This window comes from Mammaliicoccus sciuri, from assembly GCF_025561425.1.
Classification (GTDB): Bacteria; Bacillota; Bacilli; order Staphylococcales; family Staphylococcaceae; genus Mammaliicoccus; species Mammaliicoccus sciuri_A.
Genome location: NZ_CP094824.1, coordinates 687,625 through 708,912, shown reverse-complemented (window position 1 = coordinate 708,912; position 21,288 = coordinate 687,625). Strand labels below are relative to the sequence as shown.

Annotated in this window: 17 protein-coding genes; 3 read left to right on the top strand and 14 right to left on the bottom strand. The window is 32.4% G+C overall.

Annotated elements, in window-relative coordinates:
* The first annotated feature begins 221 nt into the window (after positions 1-221).
* Together MUA60_RS03450 and MUA60_RS03445 are read left to right on the top strand one after the other, a co-directional pair.
* Positions 222-1,736 carry a peptide MFS transporter gene (locus MUA60_RS03450; protein WP_262649742.1) on the top strand — a complete coding sequence of 505 codons (1,515 nt, stop codon included), beginning with the start codon at positions 222-224 and terminating at the stop codon, positions 1,734-1,736.
* Positions 1,737-2,137: 401 nt separating this feature from the next.
* Positions 2,138-3,640 (top strand): peptide MFS transporter, encoded by a 1,503-nt coding sequence (locus MUA60_RS03445; protein WP_262649741.1) that lies wholly within the window; start codon positions 2,138-2,140, stop codon positions 3,638-3,640.
* Between the two features lie 168 nt (positions 3,641-3,808).
* On the opposite strand, the gene MUA60_RS03440 is transcribed toward MUA60_RS03445, so the two are convergent.
* The 6 genes from MUA60_RS03440 to MUA60_RS03415 form a co-directional block, all read right to left on the bottom strand.
* On the bottom strand, positions 3,809-4,390 hold the full coding sequence (locus MUA60_RS03440; RefSeq protein ID WP_262649740.1) for a 5' nucleotidase, NT5C type: 582 nt from the start codon (positions 4,388-4,390) through the stop codon (positions 3,809-3,811).
* Between the two features lie 64 nt (positions 4,391-4,454).
* Entirely contained in the window at positions 4,455-5,522 is a 1,068-nt protein-coding gene (gene hisC / locus MUA60_RS03435) for a histidinol-phosphate transaminase (RefSeq protein ID WP_262649739.1), read from the bottom strand.
* A gap of 102 nt (positions 5,523-5,624) precedes the next feature.
* The gene (locus MUA60_RS03430; protein WP_262649738.1) at positions 5,625-7,139 is read right to left on the bottom strand and encodes an ABC transporter permease/substrate-binding protein; all 1,515 of its coding nucleotides are present in this window, start codon (positions 7,137-7,139) and stop codon (positions 5,625-5,627) included.
* Entirely contained in the window at positions 7,136-8,098 is a 963-nt protein-coding gene (locus tag MUA60_RS03425; RefSeq protein WP_262649737.1) for an ABC transporter ATP-binding protein, read from the bottom strand. The genes MUA60_RS03430 and MUA60_RS03425 overlap by 4 nt, the downstream gene beginning before the upstream one ends.
* 88 nt (positions 8,099-8,186) lie before the next feature.
* The gene (gene recQ, locus MUA60_RS03420; RefSeq protein ID WP_262649736.1) at positions 8,187-9,965 is read right to left on the bottom strand and encodes a DNA helicase RecQ; all 1,779 of its coding nucleotides are present in this window, start codon (positions 9,963-9,965) and stop codon (positions 8,187-8,189) included.
* A 22-nt stretch (positions 9,966-9,987) separates the two neighbouring features.
* Positions 9,988-11,859: an ABC-F family ATP-binding cassette domain-containing protein gene (locus MUA60_RS03415; RefSeq protein WP_262649735.1), complete on the bottom strand. Its 1,872-nt coding sequence runs from the start codon at positions 11,857-11,859 to the stop codon at positions 9,988-9,990.
* A gap of 85 nt (positions 11,860-11,944) precedes the next feature.
* Here MUA60_RS03415 and MUA60_RS03410 point away from each other — a divergent pair, with 85 nt between their 5' ends.
* A complete protein-coding gene (locus tag MUA60_RS03410; RefSeq protein ID WP_262649734.1) occupies positions 11,945-12,760 on the top strand; it encodes a ZIP family metal transporter in 816 nt (271 codons plus the stop codon).
* A gap of 258 nt (positions 12,761-13,018) precedes the next feature.
* Here MUA60_RS03410 and MUA60_RS03405 read toward each other — a convergent pair whose 3' ends face one another.
* From MUA60_RS03405 to MUA60_RS03370, 8 genes are all read right to left on the bottom strand, one after another.
* Complete coding sequence (locus MUA60_RS03405) at positions 13,019-13,882, bottom strand: IS3 family transposase (protein ID WP_262650532.1); 864 nt, start codon at positions 13,880-13,882, stop codon at positions 13,019-13,021.
* 8 nt (positions 13,883-13,890) lie between these two features.
* The gene (locus tag MUA60_RS03400) at positions 13,891-14,427 is read right to left on the bottom strand and encodes a transposase (protein WP_262647822.1); all 537 of its coding nucleotides are present in this window, start codon (positions 14,425-14,427) and stop codon (positions 13,891-13,893) included.
* 325 nt (positions 14,428-14,752) lie between these two features.
* Complete coding sequence (gene ltaS / locus MUA60_RS03395; protein WP_262649732.1) at positions 14,753-16,693, bottom strand: polyglycerol-phosphate lipoteichoic acid synthase LtaS; 1,941 nt, start codon at positions 16,691-16,693, stop codon at positions 14,753-14,755.
* A 200-nt stretch (positions 16,694-16,893) separates the two neighbouring features.
* Positions 16,894-17,898 carry a 5-oxoprolinase subunit C family protein gene (locus MUA60_RS03390; protein WP_262649730.1) on the bottom strand — a complete coding sequence of 335 codons (1,005 nt, stop codon included), beginning with the start codon at positions 17,896-17,898 and terminating at the stop codon, positions 16,894-16,896.
* Positions 17,889-18,590 carry a carboxyltransferase domain-containing protein gene (locus MUA60_RS03385; protein ID WP_262649729.1) on the bottom strand — a complete coding sequence of 234 codons (702 nt, stop codon included), beginning with the start codon at positions 18,588-18,590 and terminating at the stop codon, positions 17,889-17,891. Before MUA60_RS03385 ends, MUA60_RS03390 begins: the two co-directional genes overlap by 10 nt.
* Before the next feature lie 40 nt (positions 18,591-18,630).
* Complete coding sequence (locus MUA60_RS03380) at positions 18,631-18,843, bottom strand: hypothetical protein (protein WP_262649728.1); 213 nt, start codon at positions 18,841-18,843, stop codon at positions 18,631-18,633.
* A 61-nt stretch (positions 18,844-18,904) separates the two neighbouring features.
* On the bottom strand, positions 18,905-20,653 hold the full coding sequence (locus tag MUA60_RS03375) for a chorismate-binding protein (RefSeq protein ID WP_262649727.1): 1,749 nt from the start codon (positions 20,651-20,653) through the stop codon (positions 18,905-18,907).
* The gene (locus tag MUA60_RS03370) at positions 20,631-21,233 is read right to left on the bottom strand and encodes an anthranilate synthase component II (protein ID WP_262649726.1); all 603 of its coding nucleotides are present in this window, start codon (positions 21,231-21,233) and stop codon (positions 20,631-20,633) included. The genes MUA60_RS03375 and MUA60_RS03370 overlap by 23 nt, the downstream gene beginning before the upstream one ends.
* Between the last annotated feature and the right edge of the window lie 55 nt (positions 21,234-21,288).

Below are 21,288 nucleotides of genomic sequence, written 5' to 3'. Positions count from 1 at the left end.
ATATTACTCACCAATTCAGAAAACGCTTACAATTTTAAAAATTTATTCACATTTATCTTAAGCCTTGCCACTATTGACGCTATTATTTTTAATAGTCATTATTGTATGAATATTGTTAATCTTTACCTTGTGTTTATTTTGCGAAAGCTTTACAATTTAACATGTGCCAATTTTAAGTATATCTAAAATTGAATACAGTTTATTATGAGGGGAAGTAAAAAATGGGTAACAAACATTATACTAACGAGGAAATTATCCAAAGTACACCACGTACAGGTTTCTTTGGTCATCCTAAAGGCTTGGCTACATTATTCTTTACCGAATTCTGGGAAAGATTTAGTTATTATGGAATGAAGGCTATTCTTGCCTACTACATTTACTATTCAGTAGCAAAAGGCGGCTTTGGTATTGATCAAGGTTTAGCACTACAAATCGTCTCTATCTACGGTGCACTTATTTATATGAGTGGTGTTATCGGTGGATGGATTGCTGATAGAATTACTGGTACACGTCATGCATTATTCTACGGTGGAATACTCATCATGATTGGTCACATCTTATTATCACTACCAAATAATTTTACATTGCTATTAATTGCACTATTATTCTTAATTATTGGTACAGGATTATTGAAACCAAACATTTCTTCTACAGTAGGTTTATTATATGAAAAGAATGACCCAAGAATTGATTCAGCATTTACTATTTTCTACATGTCAATCAACTTAGGTGCTTTAATTTCACCATTATTAATCGGTTGGTTACAAGTAAACGTAGGCTTCCATGCTGGTTTTGCAGTAGCAGCAGTTGGTATGTTCATAGGTTTAATCATTTATTTCATCACAAACAAGAAATATTTAGGTTTAGCAGGTATCGAAGTACCCGATCCATTATCATCTTCTGAAAAGAAAAAAATGGTCAAAATTGTTGGTATCACTGTTGTAATTATCGCAATTGTTTGTTTCATCCTTAGTCTATTCGGACAATTAACATTGCCTAATTTCGCAAACTTTATTTCAATACTTGGTGTTGCTCTACCAATTTACTATTTCGTAAAAATTTCATTAAGTAAAAAGACTGAAGATTATGAACGTACACGTGTATATGCATATATACCATTATTCATTGCAGCAGTAGCATTCTGGATGATTCAAGAGCAAGGTTCTACAGTATTAGCACAATTTGCAGATACTAAGACACAATTAAGCATGGCTAAATTAACAGGTGGCGCAATTGATTTTAATATACCAGCAGCTTGGTTCCAATCACTTAACCCATTCTTCATTATTATTTTAGCACCATTGTTCTCAGTGTTATGGGTTAAATTAGGTAAATTCAACCCACCTACTGTTTATAAATTTGCTATAGGTGTATTCTTAGCAGGACTTTCATATATTATTATGGTCGTTCCATTATCAGACGCATCAACATTAATTAACCCAGTTTGGTTATTCTTAAGTTTCTTATTAGTAACATTAGGTGAGCTTTGTATATCACCAATCGCATTATCAACAACGACTAAATTAGCACCAAAAGCATTCACAGCTCAAATGATGAGTGTTTGGTTCTTATCAAACGCTATGGCTCAAGGTTTGAATGCTCAAATGGTAAAAATTTATACAAGTATTAGTTCTAATGATTATTTCTTATACTCAGGTATATTCGCAATCATCATTTCAATCATCTTACTTGTAGCAAGTCCAAAAATTAAAACATTAATGGCCGGCGTAAAATAAGACCTAGCCAATTACGAGGCAAGGACAACAAAAGTTGTCCTTGCCTTTTTTTAGTATGAGGAAAGTTTTGATTGGTGGGAGTTAAGTGGTAGTTAGAACGCTGTATCTTCCATTATTCTGAATTCTGGTAATTAGGTAGGCGCTCGCTTAGAGACATTTCTCGGAATTCTGTCCCTAACGACACCACCAAGATCCCATACAAAAATCCTCTCCCTCCCTATACCTATTACACAATTAACTAATATGTGTAAAAATACTTATAATTGATATATTAATTATTTTAGAATATTCGCAATATTAGAACTTATTAAAATTTTATTGAATTAACTAACATATAGGGTTAAAATGTTCTTTAAACTTACCTGACAATCGGGGGAAGTTTAGAAAGGAAGCGATTTTTTATGGGCAAAATGACGCGAGAGGAAATGGTTGAAACTGTCCCTCAACATGGATTTTTTGGACATCCTCGCGGCTTAGGTATATTGTTCTTTGTAGAATTCTGGGAACGTTTTAGTTATTATGGAATGCGTGCAATTTTACTGTATTATTTATACTTTACTGTCAGCCAAGGCGGACTAGGTTTAGATAAAATTACAGCACAACAAATTATGGCCATGTATGGTTCATTAATATTTATGACAGGTATATTAGGTGGTTGGGTAGCTGATAGATTACTCGGCTCTCGTAGATCATTAATGTATGGTGCAGTACTTATTATGCTAGGTCATTTAGTGTTATCATTACCGTTTGGTTTAGGTGCATTTCTTATTTCTATGATATTAATCATTGTAGGTTCAGGACTTATGAAACCTAACATTTCAAATGTTGTGGGTGGTTTATATCCTAAGAATGATAATAGATTAGACGCAGGTTTTGTTATCTTTTATATGTCAGTTAATATGGGTGCTTTATTATCACCACTTATTATCGACAAAGTACGTGTAAGCGTTGGTTTCCACCAAGGATTCTCAATCGCAGCTTTCGGTATGCTTTTAGCTTTAGTAGCATACATTCTATTCCAAAAAAGAAGTCTTGGGGAAGTTGAAAATCATCCTTCTAACCCACTCAATCATAAAGAAAAAGTTAAATACGCTAAAATGTTTACATATAGTGCAATCGGTATTGTTATTCTTTTAGCTATTTTATATTTAACAGGTCATCTTACATTTAATTCAATCAGTTTAATTGTTTTAATTATCGGTATCGTTATACCATTTGTTTACTGGACAATTATGTATAGAAGCCCTGATATAGATCAAACAGAAAAATCAAGATTACTTGCGTATGTACCATTGTTTTTAGCTTCTGTTTTATTCTGGAGCATTCAAGAACAAGGATCAAACGTACTTGGTGTATTCGCACAAGAACATACACAATTAGATTTAAATGCATATGGTATTAATTTCGTGATACCAGCAGGTTGGTTCCAATCTATTAACCCTATCTTCATCGTTCTATTTGCACCAGTTATTTCATTCTTGTGGCAAAAATTAGGTAAATACAATCCTTCTACACCACTTAAATTTGTAATTGGATTAGCGTTTGCTGGTATTTCATTTATTGCTATGATGATTGCAATGATGATGCAACAAGCAGAACTGATGAATCCAATTTGGTTAGTACTTAGCTTCTTCCTTTGTGTTATAGGGGAATTATGTTTATCACCTACTGGATCAAGTGTTTCAGTTAAACTTGCACCAAAAGCCTTTTCAGCACAAATGCTTAGTCTTTGGTTCTTAACGAACGCAACAGCACAAGGTATTAATGGACAATTAGTTAAATTGATTGAGCCATTAGGTCAACAGAACTACTTTGGTTTAATCGGCGCAATCGCTATTGTCGTTTCGCTTATTGTATTATCAATGACACCAAAAATTAAAAAAATTATGCAAGGCATACATTAAGAAGGGAGCAGGACAGAAATCTAATTTGTAAAAAAAGATTTCGTAGTCCCGCCCCGGCAAGGATGACTAGAGTTGAAAAAGCTTGGTACAAGCGCATTTCAATTCAGTCATCTACTGCCAAGATATTAAAAAAGACTGAGACATTACATTATGTCCCAGTCTTTTACTTTATTTATATGATTCAGATAAAGATTCTTTTTGTTTGTTATATTCCCCGTTTTCACCTAAGAAATATGCTTCTACTTCTTTCCAGTTTTGAACTTTTGGCCATTTATCAATATTAATATTATGATCTGCTGCATACATAATAGAATGATTATTGAAGCTTTCTAGTTGTTTAGGATTATCATCAATTAAATAATCTGTATTGACGATACCTTTATCTCCACAAAATACAAAGTGTTGAGGGTCTAAGAATGGCATATGTTCTCTTAGCCAAGCATACTTATCAGCAAATGATGTTGGTACGTCCATCGCTGCTGTAACAATATAAACGTCATAGTATTCATTTAACTTCTGTACAACTTCTACAGCGTTTGGAAATACTTCTAAGTCTCTAAAAAATCCATCTTCTCTTAAAATACTTGTCAAAATACCTTGATGTTCAGGCATCATATTACGGATTTTAGTACCTTTAAGTTCTTCTATAGTAACATTAGAAGAAGTTTCTTCATTGTAACGTCTTAAAAGTTTTTTTATTGTGTCAGCTAGCACTTCATCCATATCGATACCAATTGTTTGCTTCGTCATTATACCTTCTCCTTTATATATCAATGTCTACTAGTATACCAAAGAACGTATTGTCTTTCCTTTATTACGAACTGTGTGTTTTAAAGAATTCTTCTAATACTTGTATCATCTTATCGTTATGTTCACTAAAGCCCATCGTAATACGCACACCATTTGGGAATGGTCTTGTAATAAAGCCTTCTTTAATTAAATAATCATATAATACTTGAGGTTCGTCTGTATTAACGTATATAAAGTTCGTTTGGCTATCGTAAATATGTTCTTTAAATGATGCATTTAAGAATTTTTGGATTTCATGACGATTCTTTGTTGTAATGTCTTTTAAGTAAGCTTGATCTTTAATCGCAGCATCTGCTGCAACAGCTGAAAGTGACGTTACATTGAATGGTAATCTGACAATATCTAATTGGTCTAATAATGATTCATTCGCGATTGCATAACCAATACGTTGTGCTGCTAATCCATACGCTTTAGAAAGTGTACGTAAGACAACGACTTGATTATATTTTGAAAGCAATTCTAAGCTATTTGGCATATCTTCAGCAACAGCAAATTCAATATATGCTTCATCTATTAAAACGATAATATCATCTGGTACTTTTTGAATAAATGCTTCTATTGCATCATGAGACAAATATGTGCCTGTTGGGTTATTCGGATTACAAATCCAAATCAGTTTCGTTTTATCTGTAATTTGTTCATACATTGCATCTAAATCAAAATATCCATCTTTAATTGGTGTTGTTTTAACTTGGGCACTTTCAATAATAGCATGATGTCTATACTGTCCAAATGTCATGTCACTCGTTAAGATTTCATCATCTTTTTCAAGAACTGCTCTTGAAATAATCATAATCACTTCATCTAAACCTGAACCAAAGAATATTTGTTCTTTCTTCACATTGAGAAATGTACTTAAAGTTTCTTTCACTTCAAATTGTTTCACTTCTGGATAGAAGAATAATTCATCTAAATTAGCTTTGATTGCTTCTTTAACATTTGGTGAAGGACCATATAAATTCTCATTTGAAGCAAGTTTGACCATGTCTCCATCTATGCCGTACTTTTCTTTTAATTGTCTCGGAGATAACCCCGGTTGGTATGCTTGTAATTCACTTAATTGTTGCTTCATTTTTAGACCTCCAAGTTGAAATATAAAAACGGTAAACCGAAATTTACCGTTTGTTAATTTATTAGTATTATAGACCTAATCATTTTCATAAATCAATGGTATTTAATCAATCAAGTCATTCTTCTGTAAATATTCTTTCGCGACTTGATAAGCATCTTCATCCTTGATTGTAACTCTATAATTCATTTCTTGCATTTCTTCATCAGATATTTTGCCTTTTAATTTATTCATAGCTTTCACCACATCTGGATGCTTTTTAATTGTTTCTTTTTTCATAAGTGGTGCACCTTGGTATGGTGGGAATAATTTTTTGTCGTCTTCTAAGACAACCATGTCATATTCTTTAAGCTCAGCATCTGTTGAATATGCATCAATTAAATCAATATCATTACTTTCAAGCGCTTGATATCTTAATTTAGGTTCCATTGTTTTAACATCTTTAAAGTTTAAATCATATTTCTTTTGAATACCTTTGTAACCATCTTCGCGGTCATTAAACTCTAAAGTGAATCCAGGTCGAATCTCATCTTCAACTTTTCTTAAATCTGAAATAGTTTTAATATTATGTTTTTCAGCATATTCTTTTTTAACTGCTAAAGCATACGTATTATTATATTTCATCGGTTCGAGCAATTGCATATCAAACTTTTTATCAAGACTATTATTAGCTTGATTATACACTTCTTTCTCAGTTGTTGATTTAGGTGTTTCTTTCGTTAATTCACCAAGGACTGTACCTGTGAATTCTAAATATCCATCTATTTCGTCAGACTTTAATGCATTAAATAGGAAGGAAGTCTTACCCATACCTGCTTTAACTTCAACAGTGTTGTCTGTTTCTTCTTCAATTAAAATCTTATACATATTTGTGATAACTTCTGGTTCAGATCCTAACTTACCTGCTAAAGTCATTTTATCACCTTTTTGAGCAAATAAAGGAATCGTCACAGATAATAAGAATATAACTAATATTGTTCCAAGAATAATTAAAGATTTTTTGTATGAAATTCTTTCTAAAATTCTTAAAAATACATCAAAGAAAATCGCTAAAATAGCTGCAGGAATCGCACCTAGTAATATAAGAGATGTATTATTTCGATCAATACCTAATAATATTAAATCCCCTAGACCACCAGCACCTATTAAAGCTGCTAATGTTGCTGTACCAATAATTAATACCATAGCTGTTCGAATACCAGCCATCATAACTGGCATTGCAAGTGGTAACTCAACTTTAGACAATCTTCTACCAGTCTTCATACCTATACCACGTGCCGCTTCAATCAATGAAGGGTCTACTTCTTTAATACCGGTATATGTATTCCTTAATATCGGTAATAACGCGTATATAACAAGTGCAATAATTGCCGGTATACGCCCTATACCAAATAGCGGAATCATTAAACCTAGTAAAGCAAGAGATGGTATTGTTTGCAATACAGCTGTGATGTTAATAATAACTTCGGCTAGCTTTTTAGTCTTCGTCAGTAATATACCTAACGGAACTGCGATAACGACTGCGATTAAAAGTGCAATAAATGATAATTGAATATGTTCAATTAACGTTTCTAAAAGTTGCCCTTTACGGCTTGAAAGTGTTTCGATTAAGGCATTCATGAAGAAACACCTCTATTCTTTTCAGCTAAATAACTAAACACATATTGTCTAGTCACAATATGACTTGGTGCTGCATTTTCTGAATCCATCACAATTGCTTCGTGTTCTGCTAATAATCCATATATATCGTCAATTGTTTGATCTGGTGATACTTTAGGATATTGATCAATAGATTGTGTATTTACGTCTGAAATTGGTTGCGCAATATCACCGAGCTTCACTTGCTTCAATACATGCGCATCCACATTACCAATAAATGATTTTACGAAATCATTCTTAGGTCGATGAATAAAGTCTTCTGTCGTTCCAATTTGCTCCACATATCCTTGATTCAATAAACAAATACGGTCTCCCATTTTCATCGCTTCTTCAATATCATGCGTTACAAAGACGATTGTTTTTTTAATTTGCGATTGAAGTTCAAGTAAATCATCTTGTAGATTCTTTCTACTAATGGGATCTAGTGCACTAAATGGTTCATCCATTAAAACAACAGGCGGATCGGAAGCAAGTGCTCGAATAACGCCAATACGTTGTTGTTGGCCACCAGATAACTCACTTGGATATCTATCTCGATATGTTTCAGGATCTAAACCAACCATAGTGAGCAATTCATCTACTCTATTAGTAATATCTTTCTTTTTCCATTTCTTCATCTCTGGTACTTGCGCGATATTTTCTTTAATCGTCATATGCGGGAATAGTGCAATTTGTTGGAGTACATATCCAATATCCCATCGCATCTCCGCAACATCATAATCACTTATTGGTTTATCGTTAAAATATATAAATCCTTCTGATAAAGGTATTAGCCTGTTAATCATTTTAAGTGTTGTAGTCTTCCCACATCCAGAAGGTCCTATCAGTACAAAAAATTCACCTTCATTAATATTAAAACTTACATTATCTACTGCTTTCTTATCCCCGTATATCTTTGAAACAGCTTCAAACTTAATCATTAATAGACACCACATTCCTCTTTTTTATCAGTGCTAGAATTTCTTCTATATTATTTACCCTAATTTCACAATAAAATGCCTATTCTTCTTAAATGGGTTGTTTATAATTTTTAATAGTTTCAATAAATATCGGACAATAGTGTTTCAATTTATAACTACCAATACCATCTATTAAAATCATTTCTTTTTTAGATTCAGGTAATCTTTTAGCAAATTGCTCTAAAATTTGGTCAGAGAAAATAGAAAGTGGTGAAACTTCTAATTCTTTACTTAAATCTTTTCTAACTTCTATTAATCGATCAAATAAAGATCTATCAACATCTGTAATTGTTTGGATATCAACGATTTCTTTCGGCTTAGATTTAAATGGTGTTGTCATAATTTCAACTTTTCCACGCAATACATCCATAGCTTCTTGATCAACACTTAATATTTCTTTATGTTCATTTAAATAGCCTTTATAACGTAATTCATCTAGTAAATGATGACATTCATTCGTCGTATAATCTTTTAAAATGCCATAAGTACTGAGTTCATCATATCCTAAAGCTGTTATTTGAGGTGTTTGTTCGCCTCTTAATACTTGTATGATCATATTACGTTTTTCTTTTTGTTTTAACCTTGCGATACAACTTAATATTTTTTGTGCTTCAGTTGTCATGTTATAGGATTTTTCTGATTGTAAACAACTAGAGCATCTGCCACACTCTTCTAATTTTTCATCAGGATTAAAGTAATGAATCATCATCGCTTCTAAACATTTAGTCGTCTTCGTATATTGAATCATTTGTCGAAGCTTTTCGCCTTGCTTTTCTTTATATTCATCATCTGCAGAACTTGAAGAAATGAAGAATTTTTGAAGGTCTATATCACGGTCTGAGAATAATAAGATACATTCACTGTCTAACTGATCACGACCAGCACGACCAGCCTCTTGATAATATGATTCGATATCTTGCGGCATATTATAATGAATCACGAATCTAACATTTGATTTATCAATACCCATACCAAAAGCATTTGTTGCGATTGCTAATTTGATATCATCTTCAATAAATTTACGTTGCGCACGTTCTCTTTCATCTTTTGGTAAGCCTGCATGATACATCACATTCTTAATTTCTAAATCATCAAATGTTTCACTTAATTGTTCGACTTGTTTTCTAGTAGAACAATAAATAATCCCTGATTGATGAATATTTTTCTTCACATAATCTTTAACAAAATTAAGTCTCTGATATGTATTGTTCACTTTAAATGTTAAGTTTTCACGTTTAATAGACGTTTCAACAATATCACTTTCAGCAATTCCTAATTTTTGAGAGATATCTTCTTGTACTTCCTTAGTAGCTGTTGCTGTTAATGCCACCAATCTAAAATGATGAGGCAAGCTCATAACATGTGTAATCACTTCTTGATAACTTGGTCTAAAATCATGTCCCCACTTCGAAATACAATGTGCTTCATCAAATGCGATGAGCTGTACATTACATTTGTTCAACATTTGTATAAACTGCGGTTGATTAAATCTTTCAGGTGCAATATATAGAAATTTCAACTGTCCTGAGACAAGTTCATTCTCTACTCTTTTTTTCTCTTTGGCTGTTAAAGTACTGTTTAAAAATTCAGCTTTGATTCCCATCGATCTCAAGCTATCAACTTGGTCTTTCATTAATGAAATCAATGGACTAATTACAATCGTTAATCCATCTAAATATAGACCTGGTACTTGATAACAAATCGATTTACCGCCACCTGTTGGCATAACACCTAAAGTGGGACGATGATCAATAACTTTATCAATAATTTCTTTCTGTCCATCTCTAAATTGTTGATATCCGAAATACTCTTTTAAAATATTTTGCATCTATATATACACCTCTATACGCTTATAATCTGTCTGATAAGGATGACCAACGCATATAATCTTCTTCATATTGCGTTTCAATTGATGTCTTTTCATTTGCGAGTTCATTTAATTTTTCATAATTTGTTGCATGTTCAACCATTTCTTGGTCAATTTCTTCTAATCTTGTTTCTATATATTCGATATTTTTCTCGAGTTGTTCTAGTTCACGCTTTTCTTTGAACGATAATCTTGCAGAAGTCTTAGGCTTCGTTTCTGTTTTTTGAACTTCTTTATGTTGTTGTGTTGCTTTTTTCTCAAGCGCTCTTTTATATTCTAAATAATCTTCAAATGTACCTAACATAGGTTCAATTTGTTGATCATGGATATACCAGTATTTATTGGCCACTTTATTTAAGAAGTATCTATCATGACTTACCGTTATAACCGTTCCACCGAACTCATTAATATAAGCTTCTAATATTGTTAAAGTTTCAGTATCTAAATCGTTTGTAGGCTCATCAAGAATTAATACATTCGGTTCGTGAACTAATAGTTTTAATAAATATAAACGTTTTTGTTCTCCACCTGATAATTTATTAATTTGAGTGCCATGCGTCTGACTTGGGAATAGAAATCTTTCTAACAACTGCGTAACAGATACAACTGTGCCATCTTTTTCTTTAGCAACTTCACTTTCTTCTCTTAGATAATCAATCATTCTCTTATCTGAAGTTAAACTTTCATCTTGCTGTTTAAAATAAGCAATTTTTACAGTTTGACCAGTAATGAGATTACCTTCAAAAGTTTGATCTAATCCACTAATAATATTGAGTAATGTTGTTTTACCTGCACCATTTTCTCCAACAATACCAATTCTATCGCCTTTTTGAATAATTGTTGTAAAGTGTTCAAATAACTTTCTATCTCCGACAGATTTAGAAATATCGTCTAACTCAAATACTTGTTTACCAAGGCGTGAATGCGCTAAATTCAAACTTGCTTCACCTTGTGTTTTTCTGTTTGATAAATCTTCTTCTAACGTATTAAATCTTTGGATTCTCGCTTGTTGTTTTGTTGATCTAGCTTTAGCACCTTGTCTCATCCAATGCAATTCTTGTTTATACAGCGCTTTCTTTTTAACATGTTGTTGTGCTTCAATTTCTTCTTTTTCAGCTCTTGCTTCAATATACGCTTCATAATTACCTGGATAACTTGTGAGTTTACCATTTGAAAGTTCAACAATTCTTGTAGAAACTTGATTTAAGAAATGACGATCATGTGTAGCAAACATGATTGTGTGGGGGTATTGTTTAATATAGTTAACAAGCCATTCAATTCCTTCAATGTCTAAATGGTTTGTCGGTTCATCTAATAATAATAAATCTGGTTTACGTATTAATTCTTTTGCTAGTGCAACTCTTTTTTTCTGTCCACCGCTTAATGTAGCCATTTTTTTAAGATAGTCATTTATACCTAGTTTTGATAGAATAGTTTTAACGTCTGCACTGTAATCCCATGCATTTAATCGATCCATATCAGATTGATATTTCATCATAAGATCTAAATCTTTAGATTCACCAGTCTGTTGATATTGATTTAAAGCATTTTCGTATTTAGAAATCACTTTCGTCATTTCAGTTTCGTTATTTAATACTTCATCGATTACTGTTAAAGATTCATCAAGTTCAGGCTTTTGGCTTGCATATGCAATTTGATATTGGTTAGGATAAGATGTCTTTGCATCATAATCATCATCAATATTTGCAATAACTTTAAGCAAAGTACTTTTCCCTGTTCCATTGATTCCAACTAAACCAATGCGTTCTTTGTAAGAAATGGATAAATCTAAATCATCAAATATAATTTTGTCACCATATTGCTTATTAAGTTTTTCAATTTTATATGATTCCATGAATTAACATCCTTTAGTATTCTCAGTTTTCAATTAATATATTATACACTTTTTTTCACACAAAAGATATGAAGGAGCAAAAACTATGCAACAGATTTTTACAGAACTTCCACCATACTTGCAAGCATTATTCGCAGGTATCATCACATGGCTGCTAACAGCATTCGGTGCATCGTTCGTTTACTTGTTCAAAAATATAGACACAAAAGTTATCAATACAATGCAAGGATTCGCTGCAGGCGTCATGATTGCAGCTAGTTTTTGGTCTTTATTACAACCTTCTATAGAACAAAGTTCACATTTAGCAATGCCTTGGTTACCAGCAGCAATCGGCTTTCTTCTAGGTGGATTATTTATCAGACTTTTAGACTTTGTCATACCACATGCACACCAAAACGCAGTTGATAAAAGTCAAAAAGTAGAAGGGCCAGATACTAAATTAGGCAAAAACACTTTGCTATTTTTAGCGATTACATTGCATAATATTCCTGAAGGTATGGCTATCGGTGTTGCTTTCGGTGGTGTTGCAACTGGAAATGAAGGCGCAACATTATTAGGCGCACTCGGCTTAGCAATCGGTATCGGTATACAAAATATTCCAGAAGGCGCAGCACTCTCGATGCCAATCCGTGCATCAGGTTTATCAAGATGGAAGTCATTTAACTATGGTCAAGCTTCAGCTTTAGTTGAACCTGTATTTGCAATGTTAGGTGCATTACTAGTTGTCATCGCGACACCAGTTTTACCATATGCATTAGCATTCGCAGCCGGCGCAATGATATTTGTCGTTGTAGAAGAACTCATCCCCGAATCACAGTCAGGTAACAACACTGACTTAGCAACATTAGGATTAATGGGTGGCTTTACAATAATGATGATACTAGACGTCGCCTTAGGTTAGATAGAATAAAAATCCCAATCGTGCAGACGATTGGGATTTTTTCATTGTTTAATGTGTTAGTATTTGGTGGTTGAGGGATATGTGTAGAATGTGGGAATTCGGGATATTGATGTTGGGAGATTTTGGGGATGTCGATGTCGGGAATGTCTTGGCTTAAGTTAGAGTTAAGCTACGACTTGCGCTATCTCTTGGCTTTATTAGAAAGTTAAGCTACGACTTGGACCATCTCTGTACTGAACCCAAAAATCTAAACCTTAATTAGTATATTATTTCAAAGGTTTGTCTCCTGTAATTTTTGGGAGATAAGCCTTTTAATTTTGATTTGATTCTTTCGTTATTATAAAAATCGATATATCGATGAATAGCTTGTTCAAGGTCCTGAAAATCTTTAAATTCTTGGCCATAATACATTTCTTGTTTAAGTAACCCAAAAAAGTTTTCCATAACTGAATTATCTAGACAATTACCTTTTCTAGACATACTCTGAAATATTTTATGGTCTTTTAATAATCTAGTGTATTGTGAATGTTGATAATGCCAGCCTTGATCTGAATGAATCGTTAAACGATGATCTAGGTTTGGACGACGCTTTATCATTTCTTTTAATGGATTGATGACTATATCTAATGTAGGACGACTTGAGATTTTAAAGCTGATAATCTCTGAACTATATAAGTCCATAAAAGGTGATAAATATAATTTCTGACCATTCATTAATTTGAACTCTGTAATATCTGTTACGACTTTTTGAAATGGGAGACTTGTTTTAAATCTACGATTTAATATATTTTGAGCTACTTTACCAACTTTACCTTTAAAGGAACGATACTTACGACCTCTATGTGTGAACTTTGTACAAGTTAGATTATGTTCTTTCATAATTCTTAGTACTTTTTTATGATTTACGATAAGACCTCTATTTCTTAGTGCTTGTGTAACACGACGATAACCATAGGTATGGTTTGATTCTTCACATATTTCTTTTATTACTTGAATCAATGTTTCATCTTTATCAGCTTTACTAAATTTATTTATCCAATAATAGTATACAGATTTAGCTATTTGAGCGACTTTAAATAAGATACTTAATCGTATATTATATGTTTCATTTAGTTCCTTAATGACCTTTACTATTTCTGATTTTTGCTTCCGTAAATGTCGGTCAAGGCTTGTAACTTTTTTTGATAAGCTATACCTGCCTTTAACGTCTCATTTTCATTTCTAAGTCTTTCAAGTTCTTCACGTTCATTTTCATTTAAAGGTAAATTTTTATTATCTGATTCAGATCGTTTTTTAGTCATAGTGTGAGATCGTCCCTTTTGTTTATTATCTATATCAAGACGACACTTTTCATCAAATTGATGTTGCCAATTGGCAATGATAATAGGATTAATAATTCTAAAGTGATTCGCAGTATCTTGATAAGACAACATATTTTCTTGTCTAAATTTTAAAACAGATAATTTAAATTCGCTAGTATAAACAGTATTTCTACTTTTTATTTCTAAACCTTCTTCTCCAAACTCTTTATATTGATTGACCCAAATCCGAAGGACAGACCAACTTGAAATACCATATTTTAAAGCAATTGTTCTATAACTTTGATGTCCTTCTAAATATTCTTTTACAAGTTTTAGTTTGAATTTAAATTCATATTTTTTCCTCATTAGAATGCACCCCAATATTTTGATTTGTTTAGTTCAAATATTTGGGTTCACATCACTCTTGGCTTTATTAGGAAGTTAAGCTACGACTTGGATGTTTTTTAATTAATCAAAAGTGTTCATTCCTAAATAATCATATAATTTTTGAAAAGATGTGAGTTTACCACCTCTTTAACTCACATCTCCTACTAAATCATACTTCTCCACCCTATATCATACTTTCTCGCCTATATCACATACATCTCATAGTAACCACCTCACAACCCCCATTTCAACACAAAAAAGTACCACAAAATCATATGATTTTGTGGTACTCATCTACTCATAATTATTTTTCTTGATAGCCGTTACCGGATTTGTATTCATAGTTTGATGGCTTAACTTTCTTGAAGTCAGGGTTATCATAGAATCTGAATAAGTCTCCATGTAATAACCGGTCTGATAATTCGAGTTCTTTTTCGACGTTATTTTTCTTCTCTTCTAAATCTTTAGGTTTCGTCTTCATAGGTTTATTAGTCTTATTGTCGTACACTGTGCTACCGATTGATTTATATTCTGGCGTTATAAAGTCACCATTTCTAAATACAACTGTTTGATCGTGTCCTTTAGCTAATAAGTCTGTACCAAACATAATGTAGTTGTTTGATTTAATACCTAATACGTCTAATAGTGTAGGCATTACATCTGTTTGGCCACCGTATGTTTCATCGACGCCACCTTTAAGACCTGGTACTTTCATAAAGAATGGTGTTCTGTTTAAGTCCATGAATTTAGCTGGTGTGATTTCATCTTCACCAAGTAAATTAGCCATTGCTTTATTATGGTTCTCAGAAATACCATAGTGGTCTCCGTAAATGATGATTACTGAATCATCATATAAACCTTCTTTTTTAAGTTCTGTCATGAATTTTTCTAATGATTCATCTAAATAACGAGCTGTTTGAATGTATCCATCTAATGTTGCACTACCTGTATCTGGTTTCTCTATCGTTGCGTCTTCTTCACTCAATGTGAATGGGTAATGGTTAGTCAACGTAATTAAATGAGAATAGAATGGTTGTTTTTGTTCTTTTAGATGTGCAATAGATTCATCAAAGAATACTTCATCTTTTAAGCCTAAGTTTTCAAGATTTTTTTGTTGCATATCATAATAAGTTGCATCATAGAACTTATCTACACCAAAATGCTTGTACACTTGATCTCTGTTCCAGAATGTTTTGTAATCACCATGCATAACTGATGTTTCATAGCCGCCTTGTTGACTTAAAATTGCTGGTAGTGATTGATAAGTGTTGTCACCTTTTAATGAGAATGCTGAACCTTGTGGTAAACCGAAAATACTATTATCCATCGTTAATTCTGAATCGGCTGTTTTACCTTGTCCTGTTTGATGGAAGAAGTTTGGATAGTATTTGTAACCTTTATCACCTTTAGCTAAAGAGTTTAAATAAGGGGTTACTTCTTCACCATTAACTTTGAAGTTAATTAAGAAAGATTGGAAACTTTCTAAGTGAATTTTAATAACGTTCTTGCCTTTAGCAATACCGAATGTTTCTTTATTAGGTTCTTGATACTTCTGTTTTGTATAATTTTTAACTTGTGTTAAATCATCTTCACTAGCTAATGCTTTTTGTGAATTATTTTGAATCGTTTTAACCCCGTCGTAAACCGTAAAGTTATAAGGTCCTAAATATTTAACTAAATATTTATGGTCAAATGTACGTGTTAATAATTCTGGTCTATCTGACTCAGCAAACGCTAAGTTTAAGAAAAATAGTGCGACAGCTACACCCATAACAACTGGGACAAATTTCTTAGGAAATGCTTTAACTGATAAATTATTTCTCTTAAAGATCAACACAAATAAGAAAATAATCGTATCTGTGAAATAGATAAAATCGTACCAAGAGAATGAACTATATACTGCACCAGACATTGATTCTACGTTACTTACTTGATTCAAAGTACTAAATGTTAAGAAATCTGAAAAGAATCTAAAGTACACGACGTTCGCATATAGTAAGAACGTTAATACAAATCCAGCGATAAAAATAAACCAGAACGACTTTCTTCCCTTAAAGAATAAGAATACGCTCAATATTAACGCAATCAAGCTGTATGGGTTCATTAATAAAATGAAATTCTGTACGAGTCCCTTAACCCCGAGTGACAAATCTACATAATAGGCAAAATAAGTCTTTAGTGAAATTGCTAAAATCGTTAGCAAGAAGAAAGTAAAGACGCCTATCTTCCTATTTTTAGTTTTCATACTGTTCCTCCGTATCTCAACTCATATCAATTTTCATTATTATTTCATTACATATTATTGAAAGTTGTAATATTCTTGTAATATTTAATGTACAGTATTATAATTTATACTATTTTACAAGAAATTTCAACTAAAAACCTAAAATACAAATAAGAAATGTGTAAAAAGTGCACACAATAGACACAATTCACACATGGACATTATTTATTTAATTCTTCATTTAATTTAAATCTAATGCCGGTTTTTATTTGCTTAACGAATTGAGCATGTTTTCTCATATTGCGTTCCGCTTCTTGTATTGTTAATTTCTTAAAGATGAGTTTTGAACCTTGCTTTTTTTGTGCTAATTTATCGATATGATAAGATGCAATTGTTCCAATTTGAGGATAGCTCGATAATGATTGATGATCATTCAACATTACGACCGGTTGATTCCCTTCATTTAATAGAACTGTTCCTTTTTTAACACTTAAAAATGACTGATCGACAATTCTACGATTAATAACGGAGTTCCCTTCTAATGTTAATCCTGTTCGATTAAAGCGATTAGATACTTTATAAACTTGACTCTCAAGATGTTTGATTTCCGCTTCATTAAAGTGCGTCATACCTTCTCCCGATATAACATGGAATATATCTGTTAAATAATTTAACGCTAATGTATATTGGTCAACACCCCATGAAGCTGTTTTGCTATCTTCTAGGTTTTCAAATAGCTTTTTTTGTAAAGGTGTGTAATTACGGCACATTTCAATTTCGTCGCCTGCTTGTAAAGTACGACCGTGGAAGCCACCCATTTCTAAACGGATACTCGTAGATTTTGAACCTAACCATTCTTCAGCAACAATACCACCTGCAATTGCTAAATAACCTCTCGTACCTTTTGCAGCTTCACCGAATTTTAATACTTCACCTTTGTCCATTAAATGAATTTTATATGGTGCTATTTTCTTACCATCTACATATGCTGGGAAGTTAGCTCCCGTAAATGCGATTAAAGTCGGTTCTGTAAATTGGATAGACGGTAACTTAATCGTCATTTCAATTAAAGCTTCGCCTTCTTCATTACCTACAAGCATATTAGCGAGTCTATGGTTTAATTGGTCGATTGAACCATTTTTAACAATGCCAATATGTTGTTGTTTTTGCCTTCCTAAATCTTGAATCGAAGAGTATAGTCCAGCTTCTCGAATAATTAATGACATGGCTTATACCCTCCATCCTTGATTTGTAGTTGATCTACAATATTTAAGATGATATCATCACCAAAATTAAGCTTACAAATATTATTTTGTCTATTGTATATTTCAACATTCGTCCAACCAATGACTGGCCATTCACCACTTGTATTAGTTGTCGTAATAAATAATTTATCTCTTTCGATACACAATGATCCTTTAGGGATAAATTGTTTGAACTGTGCATTACCTGAATGCAATCGATGATTTAAACCAGATAAATAAGGACATCCTGGAGTATGTCCTATCATTGAAACAAAATACGTTCTAGATTCTAACACTTGTCTTTGTTCTTCTTCAGACAAGTCCGTTAACGTATCGAAATCCGGACCGTATTCGCCACCTACAACGACATCTATCATAATCGATTCCTTTGTAACTTCTCGATCATTAATGTCTTGTTTTTTCTGATAAATAATACGTTCTACAAATTCAGTCATATATTTAAATGGCTCATTGATATTATAGTTCATCATCATGCTATATGGATGATACACAACCATTAAACTATTTTCACTAGGTATAACCTCATCTATAAAAGGCATATCTTGACTCAATATTTCTAATCTAAATTCATTAATTTCATGCGTTAGCTGTCTCGAAGGTTCACGATCGCTCATTACAGTTAATGCAGAATCGCCCTTAGGATATATGCGCATTTAAGACACCTCATTCTATTCTGCTATATATAAAGCATCATTATTTACGATAAAATACATCTGTTAAATCAATAAATACATGTGTTAATTGATTGACAAATAAGCCTACAAAAATAATTGCAACGGCAAATCCAATATATAAATACGCAAAACTTTGCTTATTTTTCTCTTTTCTCAATTCACTTAAAACGATGCGCTTTAAGTAAAATACAATAACAATCACTATTACTAAATATAATAATGTTAAGAACATCTATTTTCACCCGTCCTTATATGATGTTTACTATTTTACTATTTGTATCTTTATATTACCATCATAATTTTAAATCTATTTTAGTCCATTCTCGCAAACTATTAATCATGTAGATTTCACTATTTGAACTTTCGATATCATTGATTAACTTTTCCACAGTTATATTTTTTTCTACAATGAGGTTATCTTTTAATAATGCTTGCCTCATACAACCGTTTAAAAATTGCCCATGATATGGAGGCGTGATATATGCATCACCTATTTTAACAACGACATTACCAATATCAAATTCTGTTATTTCATTTTCTTCATTATAATACAATATGACATCTGTATCATGATTATGTTGAAAATGCTGACGTTCAGTTGTTTTGTGTACCGTATAAATAGAAGAAACTGGTGTACTCGGTAACAACTGAGCGGTTAAAGGCTGAGATGAATCAACTATTGGTGAAGCATCAACATTAAATGTACCGTCCGAATTTAATTCAACTCTTAATTTATATGTGCCATCTACATAAGTATTAACCATGTCATTAAGTATAGTATCCCATTCGTCTTTATTAAATCGAATATTTAACGCTTTAGCACTTGTAGAAATTCTGTGCGTATGTTCGTGACGTCTTCGAACTATTCCATTTTCTAATCTCATCGTTTCAATAAGATTTACATGTCTGCTTTCTAATATTTTAGATTTCATTTTGAATTCCTCAATTTCAGCTTTAGCATTTGAATCTATTGTGATACCAGCTCCAACGCCATAAACTGCTCTTTCTGAATTTGAATGTATCGTTCTGATTGGAACATTAAAAATCATTCTGTTATCAGGTAACAACAAACCTATCGTTCCACAATATATGCCTCTTGGTCTATTCTCTAGTCGTTTGATAATGGCCATCGTTGATTCTTTTGGGGCACCTGTTATCGAGCCACATGGGAACAGCGCTTGAAGTAGATTAAATAATGATTGTTGTGCTTTCAATTGACTTCGAATCGTACTGGTCATTTGATATACCGTTTGATAAGGTTCGATTTTAAATAAATCAATGGCATTAACCGTACCAACTTCAGAAATTTTACTTAAATCATTTCTAAGTAAATCTACAATCATAACGTTTTCTGCTCTGTCTTTTTGAGAATGCTTAAGTTGTTCATAATTGGCTTGATCTTCTGCTTTATGATTTCCTCTCGAAATTGTACCTTTCATAGGTTTCGTTAATACTGTATTTGGCATTTGTTGATAAGGACCATATTGAAAGAAAAGTTCTGGCGAAATGGATATAATCGTTTCATCTTCAAGCTCAATATATGCTTGATAATCTCCATTAGCATCCTCTGTGAGTGATTGATAATAGTCATAACCATGACGAATCGGTTCTGATTCAAGTTGTGTCGTATAATTAACTTGATACGTATTTCCTAGTCTAATTTCATCTTGAATTGCATGTATATTGTTTGCTAAACGTTCATCTGAATTTGTTCTTCGCCATTCAATATGTTCATTTATATATGTATATTGCGTTTTATCATTAAAGTCTGAGACGGGTTGGTCGAATACTTGAATACTTCCATAATGATTTGACGCTTTATACACATTTAACGTCGAATCAAAAGCAGCTGCGCTTTCATATGGTAAAGTCATGACAACATAGTATCCTTGATTTTGATAGCGCTCTGCTTCATGCACAAGCTCTGGTACTTCTTCAATCGTTCTCGCATATTTAATCACACTAGGATTCTCAAATTTATAATTTAATTTCTCTTCTACTTGAGTGTCTGAAATATACTTAAATTGTATATGTGTCTTCAATCTCTACACCTGCCTTTACTAAGAAATTCGCAATTTGTTCTAATCCATATTCGCTTAATATAGCTTCCGGATGATACTGAATCGCTTCAATTGGTAAATGTTGATGTCTTATAGCCATAGGAATACCTTCTTCTAACCATGCTGAAACCTTAAACCCTTCAGGTATATAGTGTTTGTCAGCTATTAAAGAATGATATCTTGCCACTTCAAATGATTCAGGCAATCCTTCAAAAATACCTTTCCCATCATGTTTAATTGTTGCTGTGTGCCCATGAACAGGACGTGGACCTTTTACGACTTTGCCACCAAAAGTAGATATCAATAATTGGAAACCGAGACATACACCTAATATGGGTATTTCTGTATAAGTTGATTGAAGAAATGCCTTTAGCTGTACATAATCATCAGGGTGACCAGGGCCAGGTGAAATGATCATCGCATCTGGATTGATTGCACGTACAACATCACACGTAACCTCTTCAGATTTCAATATTTTTATTTGTTCATTTTTCGTCAGTATATTAATATACTCGACAATGTTATATGTAAAAGAATCGTGGTTATCTATCATTATAATCATATGTTTATTCGCTCTTCTTTCGTTAATTTCATGTCAATCATACCATATACTAAAC

Coding starts and splice junctions, on each gene's coding strand:
- MUA60_RS03430 (WP_262649738.1), bottom strand. CDS start 7,139: ATGAATGCCTTAATCGAAACACTTTCAAGCCGTAAAGGGCAACTTTTA.
- ltaS (WP_262649732.1), bottom strand. CDS start 16,693: ATGAAAACTAAAAATAGGAAGATAGGCGTCTTTACTTTCTTCTTGCTA.
- MUA60_RS03445 (WP_262649741.1), top strand. CDS start 2,138: ATGGGCAAAATGACGCGAGAGGAAATGGTTGAAACTGTCCCTCAACAT.
- MUA60_RS03400 (WP_262647822.1), bottom strand. CDS start 14,427: ATGAGGAAAAAATATGAATTTAAATTCAAACTAAAACTTGTAAAAGAA.
- MUA60_RS03425 (WP_262649737.1), bottom strand. CDS start 8,098: ATGATTAAGTTTGAAGCTGTTTCAAAGATATACGGGGATAAGAAAGCA.
- MUA60_RS03385 (WP_262649729.1), bottom strand. CDS start 18,590: ATGCGCATATATCCTAAGGGCGATTCTGCATTAACTGTAATGAGCGAT.
- MUA60_RS03390 (WP_262649730.1), bottom strand. CDS start 17,898: ATGTCATTAATTATTCGAGAAGCTGGACTATACTCTTCGATTCAAGAT.
- recQ (WP_262649736.1), bottom strand. CDS start 9,965: ATGCAAAATATTTTAAAAGAGTATTTCGGATATCAACAATTTAGAGAT.
- hisC (WP_262649739.1), bottom strand. CDS start 5,522: ATGAAGCAACAATTAAGTGAATTACAAGCATACCAACCGGGGTTATCT.
- MUA60_RS03440 (WP_262649740.1), bottom strand. CDS start 4,390: ATGACGAAGCAAACAATTGGTATCGATATGGATGAAGTGCTAGCTGAC.
- MUA60_RS03380 (WP_262649728.1), bottom strand. CDS start 18,843: ATGTTCTTAACATTATTATATTTAGTAATAGTGATTGTTATTGTATTT.
- MUA60_RS03410 (WP_262649734.1), top strand. CDS start 11,945: ATGCAACAGATTTTTACAGAACTTCCACCATACTTGCAAGCATTATTC.
- MUA60_RS03370 (WP_262649726.1), bottom strand. CDS start 21,233: ATGATTATAATGATAGATAACCACGATTCTTTTACATATAACATTGTC.
- MUA60_RS03450 (WP_262649742.1), top strand. CDS start 222: ATGGGTAACAAACATTATACTAACGAGGAAATTATCCAAAGTACACCA.
- MUA60_RS03415 (WP_262649735.1), bottom strand. CDS start 11,859: ATGGAATCATATAAAATTGAAAAACTTAATAAGCAATATGGTGACAAA.